We start from the raw sequence: 14320 nt of genomic DNA on the forward strand, positions 1-14320 counted from the left end.
TAAGATTATATACTACTTAATAGATCCTGCAGCAATTCCTTTTATAATGTGCTTCTGCAGGAATAAGAAGAACACGATAACTGGAGCTATACCTAAAACTAAAGCTGCTAATCCCATATCCCATTGTTTTGTATATTGAGCAAAGAAAGAACTTGTCGCTAACGGGATTGTTCTTAATTCAGCATCCTGCAACACAAGTAATGGCAGCAGATAATCATTCCAAATCCATAATGTGTTTAAGATGATAACGGTTACAGTTATCGGCTTTAATAATGGGAAAACAATTCTCCAAAACACACCAAATTGTGTACATCCATCTACTCTAGCAGACTCCTCGATTTCCATAGGAATTGTTTTAACAAAACCATGGTATAAGAACAGTGATAGAGAAACCCCAAACCCAAAATACATAATGACAATACCAGGTATACTATTCATAATTCCAAGTGTTCCACCTAATTTCATTAGTGGTATCATAACTGTCTGGAAGGGGATCACCATTGCTGACACAAAGAAGATAAACAATATTTTACTTAGCTTTCCAGGTGTTCTCACCATTTTCCAAGCCGCCATCGAACTAATGACAACAATGCCGGCAATACTAAATACAGTAATAATGAGAGAGTTTAGAAATGCATCCTGGAAGCTTAGAATATCCCAAACTTTTGTATAGTTACTAAATAGAATTTCTTTCGGTAGTGCAGCTGCATCAATTAATATTTCCGAAAATCCTTTTACAGAATTAATTAATACAAAGTAAAATGGTACTAAAAAGATTAAGGCAAGCATAATGGCAATGATCTCTAGTAAAAATGTTCGCTTTGTATAGCCTTTATTCATTATGCTTCAACCTCCTTTTTCTTCGTGAATGTTACTTGAAGTGTTGTAAACACGGCTACTACAATAAAGAATAGAATCGATTTTGCTGTCCCAAGTCCATATCTATTATTCATGAAGGCTTCCTGATATATATTAATAGCAACTGATTCTGTTGAATTAAATGGCCCCCCACCTGTTAAAGAAAGATTCAAATCAAAGATTTTAAATGCCATCGAAATTGTCAGGAAGAAACAAATCGTAAAAGCAGGTAAGATTAATGGGATAATGATCTTCGTTAATAATGACCAATTTGTTGCACCATCCATTTTTGCTGCTTCTAATAAGGAAGTATCCACCCCTTGTAGTGCTGCAATATAAATGACCATCATATAGCCGCTAATTTGCCATGCAAACACAATTACAATTCCCCAGAAAGCTGTAGCTTCATCACCAAGCCAAGGTAACTTAAAGAATCCGATGTCAGTCATGTTTCCAATTGACGCAAACCCTTTAACAAAGATAAACTGCCATATAAATCCTAGTAATAAACCACCAATTACATTCGGAATGAAAAATACAGTTCGTAATATATTCTTTGTTTTTAATGCTGCATTCAGTAATAAAGCAAAGCTAAAACCTATAATGTTACTTATTAAAACGGCAGCAAACATAAATTTTGTTGTAAAGATAAATGAATTAAAGAACTTTTGATCATCTGTGAAGATTTTTATATAGTTTTCTAATCCAACCCATTCAACTGCTGAACTAACTCCGTTCCATGACGTGAACGAATAATAGACCCCCATAAAAAATGGAATAATTTGAATAAGAACAAAAAATAAAATCGCCGGACCCACAAACGCTGCGTACCCTAGAGCCTTTTTCAACTTTGGGCTTTTGTTTGTTTTTATTTCTTCTTTCACATGTGTTTCTTTTGTCGCCAGGGTATTAGTATTTATTTTGGCACTCATGTTTATCAACACCACCTAGTACTTTTGTAATCGCTTGCTTTTGATTATAAAGCGTTTTCACCAAAGGTTCGATCAACTGTATTGACTAAAAAGGTGCATTATATTGATCTTTGTTCATTGTGTATACGAAGAAACAATAGTAGAACAGTACTAGGAAAGTGCTGAAAGACACACTGTGAGTGGCTTTTCGGGCTAGAAGTCCTTCATAAGGGGAATAAAGAACTTTTGATGAGGGTTCCAAACGTCATTTGTCCTTTATCAAGTTTATGAAGAACTTTTATTATGGATTTTATAGGTCAATTGTCTTTCATCCAAGTTATAAAGTACTTTTAGTACGAATTTCATAAGTGGAATGTCCTCTCATTCATGAAAGTACCTAATAAAAAATGCTTCCCTCATAAAAGGAAGCATTCTTTACGCAGTTCTTCACTTATACCTTCAACATTTCAGTTATGCTTTGATAACGGTCTAATTCAATTGTATCATTTTCATTTGTTATAACTTTTACCTGATCCAACTCTGCAAACTTTGAAAATGATACTTCACCAAACTTTGTGTGATCAGCTAAAATATAACTCTCTCTCGCTAATGAAATAGCTCTTTCTTTAATTTGGGCTTCATCAGGATCTGGAGTGGTTAATCCAAGTTCATAATGAATAGCATTTGTTCCAATAAAGCACTTATCAAAGCGGTAGTTTTTAATGCTTTCATATGCAGCACGACCAATAGTCGCCTTGGTTACTTTTTTTACAAACCCGCCAATTAAATAGGTCGTTATATCTTTTTCAAGTAATGCATTTAGATGGTCAGTCCCGTTTGTGACAACCACTAAATCCTTCTGTGTTAAAAATTGGATCATTTGAAAGGTTGTTGTACCAGCATCAAGATAGATGCATTCTCCGTCCAGGACTAATTGTGCTGCATACTTTGCTATACTTTCTTTTTCAGCCAGATTTTTCGTTGTCTTCTCGGAGACACTTAGTTCAGATCGTTTTCGTTGCAGCAAGGACGCACCGCCATGTACACGTTTTAAATAGTTTTGCTTTTCTAACTGATCAAGATCACGTCTTAGCGTTGATTCAGAAGTTGATGTTAAATCAACAAGTTCTTGAAGTTTGACATTTTCCTTTTCTTTTAATAAATCTAATATGAGTTTATGTCGTTCTGAAATAAGCAAGTGGATTCCTCCTGGAATAACAATTTGTTCTTCAATGTAAATGATGATATTAGTATATAAAATTAATTGAAAAAATACATATCAGAAGTCTTTTAGATTGACAAAAACCAAGAAACTCAAGACTTCATTATAGAAGTTATACCTCTTAATACGCCAGAGTCATAATAAAAGGATTGAGGGCAGCCCCTCAATCCTTTTATTTCCTACTTCATTTTACTTTCAACCGTCTCTTGTGCCTTTTTTAATGCCTCGTCAGCTGTCTCTGATTGTTGCCTTAAAACATTATTAAATACATTTGTATTTATTTCAGTTCCAACATCTGGTGTATATTCTGTAATATTAACAGCATTGATTTCATCCTTGATGTCATTTAGTGTCTCAAATAAATCATGACCAAAGTATTCATAATATTTGTTATCTGCTAAGACTTCTTCACTTTCCCATACATCATGGCGCGGAGGATCAAATCCCAGAACAGTCCAAAGTTTAATATTTGCTTCTTTAGAAAGTTTTGCAAACGCTAAGAATTCTTGAGCTAATTCAGGATTTTCTGATTGATTTGTTACAACAGTACCTGTACCACCCATACCCGCTGAGCGTTTACCCCCTTCTTCCCAAGCTGGCATTGGACGAACGACTATCTTACCTTTTAGATCAGGCATGTAATCAAGAAATCTTCCCATGTACCACATTGGCATACCAATAGCAGCTTGACCACCATCATTCATAAATTGATAAAATTCTTCTGCATGAGGAGCTGCTCCAGGCATTACTTCAGCAATCTTATCTTCGTATACGATGTCATGTAAGTATTGAAGGGTATCCACATTTTCTTTATTATAAATCGTAAGTTCTCCATCCTTGTTAAAGAAATCAGAATCACGTTGGGATATCATGGACCAATAAGGAATATAATCCTCTGTTGAAACAGATGTCATAATTGCATCAGTTTTAGCAACAACTTGTTTACCAGCTTCCCTAAAGTCCTCCCATGTTTTGATAGAATCGATATCTACTCCTGCTGCATCCATAATTTCTTTATTGTAATACATAACAGATGCACCAACATGTGTTGGTAAACCGTAATAATTTCCATCTTTTGAATAAATCTCAAAACGTGATGTTACAAAATTATCAAATTCCGGCTCTATATAATCATTCATTGGTAATATCTGTGGTTCACCTTTTAAAAAGTTTGGAAACTTACCAATTTCAATATCAGCTATATCAGGTGCGCCCTTACCAGATTGTAACGCCATTAATAGATTTGTATGCATATTATCAAACGGATACACTTCTGCTTTTAATTTAATAGGCTTATCTGGGTTTGCCTCATTCCAACGAGGTACAGCATCCTCAAAAAAAGCCAAATGCAACTCGTTAAATGACCAAAATGTAAGTTCTGTTGCATTTTCTACATCATCACCAATAACCTTCGTTTCTTCCGCTCCCCCTGAGCTTGATTGACCGCCACTACATGCAACCAATAACAGTGCCATTACCCCACAAAGAAATGATAGTAGTGATTTCTTCTTCATCCAGCATCCCCCTTAATTTAAGTTTAAATATGCATATCCCGGGTTTTCCTCTATTTTTTTGAGAATCACCTCCCAAAAAATTGGCTGTTATTCAAACCATAAATAATAACACTTACAAATCTCCATGACAGCTACAGCTTTCTTCACCCACTAATTATCTAGCATCTTGGTCTATCTTTGTAAAAATCTGCAATGAAAACCACATCCCCCCCATTGCAATCATACTTATTGAGAAAAACGGAACTAATCCAGGATATTCAAAAGAGAAATACATAACTGTAAATGCCATTAATCCAATCGCAATTGTATAATGAACTTTTGTAAAACCAATAATGAATGCATTCTTCAGATGTTGAATCCAAGTTGATTTGTAGTGTGCTAGCAACGGAAAAGACCATAGCACAATAATGCTATAAAAGAATATAACTAGATAAAAAGCAAATAGAGTGATAATAGCAATTTCACCTGCAGAGTTTGCTATGATTTGATAATTTATATAAAGCAAGCCTCCAATGCCGGATAAAAACCAACCAAGAATATTTGACTGAAGATACTCCTCTCGATACACTCGTTTAAATGTATTCCATATATTAACGTCTGTCCCTTTCAAAATCATTTTCCTCGATACACCTAACACAGCGGTAGTAGCAGGAAATACCCCTCCTATTATCAACCCACGTAGTGTAAATAAGAACCACAGCACATTGATTAACGCTAAACTAGTTACCCAATGAAGGATTAAATCTATTATTGAGACAAATTGTTTTGGATTCAACTACAAATCACCTCTTCTTATCATCTCCAAGATTACCCTTTCACTCCACCCACAGTAAGTCCGGCCACAAAGTAGCGTTGGAAGAAAATAAACAATATGATAATCGGTACAATTGTCATAACAGATCCAGCTATTAAGACATCATAGTTATTTCCATACGGCGTTAATAATGTCGAAAGCCCTAATGGTAATGTAAATAAGGTATTTGATCGTAAAACAATTAATGGCCACAAGAAATTATTCCATGCACCTAATCCTTGTAAGATTGCCATCGCTGCTAAAGAAGGTGTCATAAGCGGCAACATAATTTTAAAAAAGATTCCATATTCCGTAGATCCATCCATTCTCGCAGCGTCCATTAATTCTTTTGGTAAGCCAAGAGCATATTGTCTAAAGAAAAATACAGCTATTGGAGCAACAACCGATGGAAGGATAACAGCCATATAAGTATCCACTAAAGCAGTATCTATCATTAGTTGAAAAAGTGGAAGCATCAAAATTTCAAACGGGATCATTAAAATAAACAATACACAGGTGAAAAATAGATTTTTCCCGTTAAAATCATATACTGCTAATGCATAACCGACTAATGATGAAAAAAATAATGATAGAACAATTGTAATGACTGTTATGGTTAAGCTATTACCATACCAAGTCCAATATTGTCCTGCTTGAGAGAAAATATAAGTATAGTTATTTAAATTCAGTTCACTTAAATCGAAAGTAAGACTAATTCCATTTCGCATTAACTGAGTTGAAGGTCTGAATGAAGCTAGTAGTAGACTAATAAGCGGAAATAAAGCAACTAAAGATATAACCAATAAACAAAGATTAATAATCAATTTCAGTAAAACTTTCTTCTTAAGATTCATTTATTCATCACCCCTTTTAAATGCACCCGTTAGTAACAATTGAACAATACTAACAGCAAAGATAATGATCATTAAAATAACACCGATAGCCGCACCAAATCCTAAATTATTCTGAGAGATTCCCTGTTGATAAATATATCCTGCAACACTTAAACCAATATCTCCCGGTGATCCAGCTGGCCAAAATACATAGCTCTCTTCAAACATTCTAAATCCGGCAATGATTGAAATCGTGACAACAAAAATGGTAACGGGTTTTAAGAAAGGAAGTGTAACATATCTGAATTTTTCCAGCATATTTGCACCATCTATCTCAGCAGATTCATATAATTCTTTTGGAACATTTTGCAGACCTGCGAGGAAATATAGGATGTTTACTCCCATCCAACGCCATGAACACAGTAAGACCATTAGGAACATACCTGACCAAGCATTATATTGCCACTCAACAGATTCAAATCCTATCCAATTAAGGATCTGGTTGGCAGCAGCGTTATCAGTTTCTCCAAACATTAACCTGAATACCATACCTGCAACAATAGTAGAGGTTAAGGCAGGAACGAATAACGAAGCCCTAAAAAAGTCTTAAACTTTACAAGTTTTGAGTCTAATAATACAGCTAAAATAATTGGAATTATCGTTAGAATCGTAACAGTTAGGATAACATAAATGGTTGTATTACTTAGCGCTTTAAAAAATACTGGATTAAAGACTCTCGAGTAATTTTCTAAGCCTATATATGTTACCTGACCCGGTAGTACGCTTTGAAAACTCATAATAATAGCCTTTATAGTTGGATAAATGGTGAATATGAATAGTGAAAGGACAAAAGGTGAGATAAAAATATAAGGTACAACTTTTTGTGAGTTTAGTATTTTCGCAAGACGATTTGGACTTTTGACAGTTGCAAGCTCTTGGTTTGTTCTCTTTGCCGTTGGAAACATAAAACAATCCTCCTTAGCAATCACACTGTTACGTGTACAATTGATTACATATCAGTTTTTGTACGTTTCAAGTATTACTCATTTGAAATAAGCAAAGTTACACAGATAAACCTGATCAGCAATATCTGGCTTAATTCTACATTTTTCATCACTCCTTCCGACCCTCTCCAAAAATTAAATTTTCTGACATGTATACGCATACATTTTGTTCTTTTATAAAATATGATTGACTTCTTATTAAGAAAACGATTAAATACCAATAACCAATCCTTCACTTATCATTATAACTTTTTAACACATACATCATCATATACGTATAAGTATATATAGATTCTATTATTATATCATTTTAATATTATCAACAATCCGATAAACTTCAAGAAAAACTCTCTAAGTTTATCAGTGTGTATATTTTATATTTGTACGTATAAGTTTGATGGTTTTTATTATATATAGGTTGTTACAACTTTTCAATTCCTTTTTCTAAATTTTTATCGACCATTTATGATATTTTTCGCGGTTTACATAAAAAAACATGCAGCGAAAATAGTAGGTTTACACTGCATGTTTTTTCATGTAAATTGATTTAGGTGCATGTTTGAGTCTCTTTTTTCTACCTAAAGAGCTTTTGTCGAATTCCTTAAAATTAATTTTGGTTCAAACACAATAGACTCTTTCGTCTCACTAGCTCCTTTTAAATGATAATTTGCTTCATGTACCATGTTTAATATAATACTTGCTGCCCTCTCTCCCATTATACTTTTTGGATGTTGAATTGTGGTTAATTTCACTTCTGAAACTTTCGCCATAAACGAGTCATCAAAACCTACAATGGATAGATCATTTGGTACAGTTAAGTTTTTACCTCGAATAACATCCAATAAGAGAACCGCTAACTCATCATTGTAACAAACAATTCCAGTTGGCCTATCCACATTATCTATTGATAAGAGCTGACTTAAAGCTTCAATTGGCTTTGAAGTTTTCTGAATTGTTTTATAATTTATAATATAATTTGGATTTATTAAAACCCCATGATTTCTATGAGCCTTAATGTACCCTTTCATCCTTTTTATTCCTTGAATATCATCATTTTTAAAAAAACCTACTATATTCCTGTGTCCTAATTTAATAAGATGTTCAGTTTGCAGATAGCCGCCTTTTTCATCATCTATGGTAAGGCTTAGAGGCTCTAGTTCATCGTAAAAAGCATTCAACATTATGTAGGGTATTTTCTTCCTTTCTAAATTTAGATAATAGTTTATATTGGGATTTGCAATAGCACTTTTAGTTGGCTCTATAATGACTCCATCAAGAGGTTGAGTTAAGATATTTTCTAGAATTCGTTTTTCATTTCCATGATCATTATTAGTACTAAATAATGTTACATTATACCCCTGTTTACTTAGATACGATTCTGCCCCTCTTATAATTGAAGGAAATATATAATCGGATATATAAGTAGTGATAATCCCAATATTTTTTGTTTTAGTTGCAGAAGATCTTTCAGTCTTAGTCCTGTCTGCACAAAACGTTCCTGCCCCTTGCTCTCTATATAACAGCCCATCATTTACTAAATCACCTAAAGCAAGACGAACAGTATGACGACTAACTCCAAATTGTTTCATCAATTCACTTTCAGAACTTATTTTTTGATGTGGTTGAAATGAACCATCTAATATTTTCGATTTTATTGCTTGCTTTACAATATTATATTTTGTTTCCAAGTCATTACCTCACCTTAAGAAATTATCTTAGTACTCGACTCTCTTGTTTTATTTAACAATGTCGCCTCATAGCAACAACATAATTTTACTGACAAAAATTCTTTTACTACCTACAATAGAACGACTAGAAAATTGCTCAAAAAAAATATTGTCCCAACCTTATGAACAGGGAATTTATGGAAACTCCCTATTGATAAAGAAAAGAGCAATTCTTTATGCTATTTTAACATAGGGTGGACTGGTGCAATTATTTCGTATTTCATTTGTCGCATCTTTTCTCTTTCTTTTTTAGAAAACAAAAAACTTCAATCCTGTCCGGAATGAAGCTTTTTAGTTAATTTTCAGTTATAGGACTATCGTATTAAATGATTCAGCCTCTAATGTAATGCATTGGTTTTCACCGTTTATCTCTAGCACTAATTCTCGATCTATTTTAAACGAATTCAATATGACAACAACCTTGCTTCCATCCGGATTTTGAAATGCTGTTGTGTTTCCTGTCCAAGGTCCTGACGTTTCAAGTCGGACTGCACCCGGCTTTACATAATGCGAGAAATGCTTCATTACATAATATTCAGGATTATTGATTACTCTCTTTGAATCCGGGTCAACTGTCATCATTGAGTTCTGTTCCCATCCCCATGTACTTCTCCCATTTGGTTGCAGGACCATATTCCAATAAATATAAGCATTCGCACCATTTACAAAATAATGACGATATAAATTATGAACATACAGTGCGTATTCCCATGTGTTTTTACCATTTCCACACTCGTTTTCTGTTTGCATATATTTTAGCTCTGGATAGCTTTGAACTGTTCGTTGAATTGCATATTTACCTGCCCATTGATATCCTACACCTTTAACATATTGGTAGGCATTGGGATCACTGAGAACGGTTTGCGCATACACATCATAATCTGTTGTTGTCCCATGCATGAGCTCTTCCCAAGGTTCTGGTGCATTGATCGTTCCAAGCCAAATTTCCGCTTTTATTCCGTGTTCTTCAAAAGTCGGCCCTAAATAAGAACCGATGAATTCTTGTAATTGCTCACCTGTCCATTTGCAGGAAGGAAATTTTTGATCGGCTACCACTTCATTTTGAACATGAATTTGGTGAATTGTAATCCCTTCTTTTTCATAGGCCTGGACAAACCTCACGAAATATAGTGCATATGCCTTTAACACTTCAGGCTCCCAGCGAAGCGTGCCATAGTTATACGCTTTCGGAAACTTCATCCAAGTTGGAGGACTCCATGGTGAAGCAAATAGTTTTATGTTTGGGTTTCGTTTTAATGCTTCTTTTATATAAGGAATTAAATATTTTTTATCGCGCTCAATCGAGAAATACTTCATTTCATAGTCACCCGGTGTTTCATTATGACTGTACCATTCAAGTGCATAGTCACTTGCACCAATTGGTAGACGGCAAATACTGAATTGACATTCACCTTCTGGTAAAAACAAAGAATCAAGCACACTGTTACGATCTTCCTCTGATAAAAGAGTAAGAGCTTCATAACCTAGTTCATTAAAACAGCCGCCAAAGCCGTCAATGACTCGTTTCTTTTCATCAGTAATTACTAGGTTTGGTTTCTTATCTTCATATAATATAGTACTTGCAGCATTTTCCTGCCAGTACTCACTCCTTGTTGTGGATATCCAAGTAAAGCTCATCATGTCCTCCCTATTTCATTTCTAATATTTTAAAATCCCATGGTTTAATTGTAAGAGTTTCACCTGTTTGATATGTTGAGTCTGATAATAAATCCGTACTTTCTGAAAATGGAGACTCTATTTCTTGTTGCTCAAAAGAGTAGTTAAAAACATATTTAATCGTTTTACCTTCATCATTGATACCACTTTTAATAACAAGAGGGAATTTCACATCTTGCTCCACTCCCCATATTGCTGCACGTTTTAATGCCTGGGTAAGAATTCCCGACATTATCTCACTTGAAACAATACATCCAATATAGGTTGCATAGCCTTTTCCATACTCATTTCCTGTAACCGCTGCATATTCTCCCCACGCAGGGTGATCATATGTTGCTAGAGTTTCCGCTGTTGTTGGAGTTAATAGCTCCATCCATGAATGGACACGATTTTTATCCTCTTCTACTTCATAAGGGTTACCTGCCAGCTTCATATTCTTCGGTTCAACAAACATTTGATAGTTTACACCACATGCTTTTTCAATGATCCCAGGTTGGCTGGTTGTTCTAACCTTAATGTGATCATTTGTAAACCCCGATTTAAACGTAAAAATTGCGTGTCCACCATTTTCAACATACTGATTTAATCTATCTAATAGTTCGTCTGGCGCAACATACAAGGACGGAACCACAATGAGGGAATAATCATCAAAATTTTCAGATCCCGGGTGAAGGATATCTACTTCCACATTTAATTTATATAATTCGTCATAGATAAGTCGGACAATATCGTTATAGTTCAACTCACTATCGTATTTAAACTTAAACCAATTTAAACCTGTCAGCGATTCATTGCTTACAAGAATGGCTGTTTTATTCTTCTTCTTTAAGTTCATAATTTTTGAAGAGAGACGGCTAAAATCTGCTCCAATTGTTTTGGCTTCATTGTATACAGGATTTGGTTGAAGATCGTGACTTAAAAGTCCCTTCCAATATGTCTCAAAGGAATTATGAATAGAATGCCAATGCCAATATGCGACCATGTTTGCACCAGATGCTACATGACTAAATGCTTGTAACCTTAATTGCCCAGGAAAAGGTGTCCAATAGGAGAAGGCTTGTGCTTCTGTTTCAAGAACATAATAGTTCTGCTGCTTTGTTGATCTTGCAACATCTCCTCCGAAGGATATTTCAATTCCTGTTAAATCCTCTTGAGTCGGGTGGTAAATATCAACACCTGTGATATCGAATGGTTCGGATGCAGTGAAATGGTTTACATTTGGCTGTACTCCAAATGAATAGCCTCTCCATTCAAAGTCAAAATTCTGTGTAATAAACTGACCCTCTTTTCGATATTCCTTTACGATGTCAACTTGCCATGCAAGAAATTCATCGACCAGCTCTCGTTGAAACTTTGAAAATTCGGCACCAAAACTGCCATTTATTGTTCCAACTGATGATGGCATATCCTCCCAAGCATGTACATCATTACTCCAGTAAGCTAAACCAAATTCTTTATTCAGAGCATCTGTTGTTTCAAACTTATCTTTTAAATATTTTATAAATCTCTGCTGTACATTCGGCCCGCTTGTATCATAGTGCTTCGTTTCATTATCAATCTGGTACCCTATGATCGCCGGATGATCTTTTACATTTTCCATTAGCTTTCGAATAATACGTTCAGCGTAAAACAAATAAGTTGGATTTGTAATATCCATGATTTGTCTTGAACCATATTTACCTTGTCCATTTTTCGTAACAGCCAATACATCCGGATGTTCTTTCACCATCCAAGTTGGAACCGCATAAGTCGGGGTTCCAACGATAACATGAATACCTGCTTTATGCATTGCATCCAACACCCGGTTAACAGAGGTAAAATCAAACACACCATTCTGGGGCTCATGTGTACTCCATGTTGATTCTGCAATTCTGACAACATTTATTCCTGCTTCTTTCATCATTTGAATATCTATTTCTAGCCGTTCATACGGCATGTATTCATCGTAATAAGCAACTCCGTATAATAATTTATTCATCTCTTTCGTAACATCCTTCCCACTTTACTTAATAGCTCCATCAGCAATACCCTCGAGGATATATTTTTGGAAAAATGCATAGAACACGACGACCGGTAAAGCAGTTAAAACTAATGCTGCTAAAATTTTTGGCCAATCTGCCACATATTGACCAAATAACATATTGATCGAAAGCATAAGTGTATAGTTGTTTACATCTGTTAACATGATTAGTGGTAATAAGAAGTCATTCCACAACCATAAAACATTTAATACTAAGATTGTAGCTGTAATTGGTTTTAACAATGGGAAAATGATCCGAACAAAGATTTGAAAATCATTACAACCATCTATTTTAGCCGCCTCTTCCAACTCTCTTGGTATCGATTTCACAAACCCATGATAAAGGAAGACAGCCATATTCACCCCAAGGCCTATATAAATTAATCCAAGACCTGATAAGGATCCTTGTAATCCTAAACCTTTCGCCATTTGACTTAGTGTAATCATAATGGAATGAAACGGAACCAGCATTGATGCAATAAAGAGAGTGAATATAAGCGCACTTAATTTTCCAGATGTTCTGGCTAACTTATAGCCGGCAAGTGAACCACAAATTACAATTCCAGCTAAACCAATAACTGTAACAATAAGTGTGTTAAAAGAACTACCTAATAGATCCAACTCTGTAAATACCCCAATATAATTTTCTAACGAAAATGATGTTGGGAATGATAAGACTGAATTAAAGATCTCTCCCTGCGTTTTAAAAGAATTTATGAACGCCATGTAAATGGGGAAAAATGAGATAATCGCAAAGACCGTTAAGATTAAATTGACCATAATGGATGAAGTAAGATTTTTCCTCATGCTTCAACCTCCTTGCGCTTTAAGATACTCACTTGAATTAGTGTAATGAGCAAGATTACTAAAAATAGAATCATTGCTTTTGCATTGGCATATCCAAATCGAAAATTATTCGAGAATGCTTCCTCATAGATATTTAGTGCCATTACCTGTGTAGATGTACCTGGTCCGCCTTGTGTTAGTGCATATACAACATCAAATACTTTAAATGCTCCATTTAGTGTTAAGAAACAACAAATTGTAATCGCATGCATAATCATTGGTATCACAACATGTCTGAGACGTTGGAATACATTTGCACCATCAATCATTGAGGCTTCTTTCAATTGCTTAGGTACTCCCTGAAGTGCTGCCATGTAAATGACCATCATATAGCCAATTCCTTGCCATAAGGAAACGATTAAGATGGAGTAAAATGAAACATTTGGATCACCAATCCACGATTGGTCTAAAATAGAAAAAATAGCTTTCTTTGATAATTCCGGGAATACATTCGTAAAGATGAACGAAAACATTAATGAACTGATAATTAGACTGATCATGTTTGGCATAAAGAAGATTGTTCTAAAAAACCCTTTTGATTTCATTCTTGTTTCGATTAATAACGCTAATCCTAATGCGACAATATTTTGAATGACAAACACAAAAACCGTATACTTTAATGTGAACCAAAAGGAATGTCTGAATGCAGAATCATCTCTAAATGCTTCAATATAGTTACTAAAACCCACAAAATTATAAGCCTTATTTAATCCATTCCAATCTGTGAAACTATAAATACCGGCACCTACTGTAGGAATCAAAAGAAATAGGATATAAAAGATAAATGCAGGTAAAACAAACAAGATTAATCGTAAGTGACTGTTTTCTTTTTTGGCTTTTTTCTTAGTAGATGTTACTTCCGTTACCGGACTTTTCAGTTCAGTTACTGCCACATTACTCATTCCTTTCACTCTA

At 34.7% G+C, this 14320-nt stretch carries 11 protein-coding genes and 1 pseudogene; all 12 read right to left on the reverse strand.

The window, feature by feature from the left end:
* Positions 1 to 12: 12 nt before the first annotated feature.
* Complete coding sequence (locus AC0L8O_RS15640; protein WP_026559517.1) at positions 13 to 840, reverse strand: carbohydrate ABC transporter permease; 828 nt, start codon at positions 838 to 840, stop codon at positions 13 to 15.
* Entirely contained in the window at positions 840 to 1790 is a 951-nt protein-coding gene (locus AC0L8O_RS15645) for a carbohydrate ABC transporter permease (protein ID WP_051475438.1), read from the reverse strand. The genes AC0L8O_RS15640 and AC0L8O_RS15645 overlap by 1 nt, the downstream gene beginning before the upstream one ends.
* Before the next feature lie 430 nt (positions 1791 to 2220).
* Positions 2221 to 2967: a DeoR/GlpR family DNA-binding transcription regulator gene (locus AC0L8O_RS15650; RefSeq protein WP_473443583.1), complete on the reverse strand. Its 747-nt coding sequence runs from the start codon at positions 2965 to 2967 to the stop codon at positions 2221 to 2223.
* 203 nt (positions 2968 to 3170) lie between these two features.
* Complete coding sequence (locus tag AC0L8O_RS15655) at positions 3171 to 4505, reverse strand: ABC transporter substrate-binding protein (protein ID WP_026559514.1); 1335 nt, start codon at positions 4503 to 4505, stop codon at positions 3171 to 3173.
* Between the two features lie 154 nt (positions 4506 to 4659).
* Positions 4660 to 5280 carry a YesL family protein gene (locus tag AC0L8O_RS15660; RefSeq protein WP_473443586.1) on the reverse strand — a complete coding sequence of 207 codons (621 nt, stop codon included), beginning with the start codon at positions 5278 to 5280 and terminating at the stop codon, positions 4660 to 4662.
* 32 nt (positions 5281 to 5312) lie between these two features.
* Positions 5313 to 6152, reverse strand: coding sequence for a carbohydrate ABC transporter permease (locus AC0L8O_RS15665; RefSeq protein WP_473443588.1), 840 nt, complete (start codon positions 6150 to 6152; stop codon positions 5313 to 5315).
* Positions 6153 to 7096 (reverse strand): annotated as a pseudogene (locus AC0L8O_RS15670) (carbohydrate ABC transporter permease).
* 617 nt (positions 7097 to 7713) lie between these two features.
* The gene (locus tag AC0L8O_RS15675; protein WP_473443590.1) at positions 7714 to 8823 is read right to left on the reverse strand and encodes a substrate-binding domain-containing protein; all 1110 of its coding nucleotides are present in this window, start codon (positions 8821 to 8823) and stop codon (positions 7714 to 7716) included.
* 345 nt (positions 8824 to 9168) lie between these two features.
* Complete coding sequence (locus AC0L8O_RS15680; protein WP_473448926.1) at positions 9169 to 10500, reverse strand: glycoside hydrolase family 30 protein; 1332 nt, start codon at positions 10498 to 10500, stop codon at positions 9169 to 9171.
* Positions 10501 to 10510: 10 nt separating this feature from the next.
* Positions 10511 to 12517, reverse strand: coding sequence for a beta-galactosidase (locus AC0L8O_RS15685; RefSeq protein WP_473443592.1), 2007 nt, complete (start codon positions 12515 to 12517; stop codon positions 10511 to 10513).
* 24 nt (positions 12518 to 12541) lie between these two features.
* On the reverse strand, positions 12542 to 13366 hold the full coding sequence (locus tag AC0L8O_RS15690) for a carbohydrate ABC transporter permease (protein ID WP_473443594.1): 825 nt from the start codon (positions 13364 to 13366) through the stop codon (positions 12542 to 12544).
* Positions 13363 to 14307 carry a carbohydrate ABC transporter permease gene (locus AC0L8O_RS15695; protein WP_473443596.1) on the reverse strand — a complete coding sequence of 315 codons (945 nt, stop codon included), beginning with the start codon at positions 14305 to 14307 and terminating at the stop codon, positions 13363 to 13365. The genes AC0L8O_RS15690 and AC0L8O_RS15695 overlap by 4 nt, the downstream gene beginning before the upstream one ends.
* Positions 14308 to 14320: the final 13 nt, after the last annotated feature.

The organism is Metabacillus sp. KJ11-3 (assembly GCF_055808295.1).

Coding starts and splice junctions, on each gene's coding strand:
- AC0L8O_RS15695 (WP_473443596.1), bottom strand. CDS start 14,307: ATGAGTAATGTGGCAGTAACTGAACTGAAAAGTCCGGTAACGGAAGTA.
- AC0L8O_RS15645 (WP_051475438.1), bottom strand. CDS start 1,790: ATGAGTGCCAAAATAAATACTAATACCCTGGCGACAAAAGAAACACAT.
- AC0L8O_RS15680 (WP_473448926.1), bottom strand. CDS start 10,500: ATGAGCTTTACTTGGATATCCACAACAAGGAGTGAGTACTGGCAGGAA.
- AC0L8O_RS15685 (WP_473443592.1), bottom strand. CDS start 12,517: ATGAATAAATTATTATACGGAGTTGCTTATTACGATGAATACATGCCG.
- AC0L8O_RS15655 (WP_026559514.1), bottom strand. CDS start 4,505: ATGAAGAAGAAATCACTACTATCATTTCTTTGTGGGGTAATGGCACTG.
- AC0L8O_RS15665 (WP_473443588.1), bottom strand. CDS start 6,152: ATGAATCTTAAGAAGAAAGTTTTACTGAAATTGATTATTAATCTTTGT.
- AC0L8O_RS15690 (WP_473443594.1), bottom strand. CDS start 13,366: ATGAGGAAAAATCTTACTTCATCCATTATGGTCAATTTAATCTTAACG.
- AC0L8O_RS15640 (WP_026559517.1), bottom strand. CDS start 840: ATGAATAAAGGCTATACAAAGCGAACATTTTTACTAGAGATCATTGCC.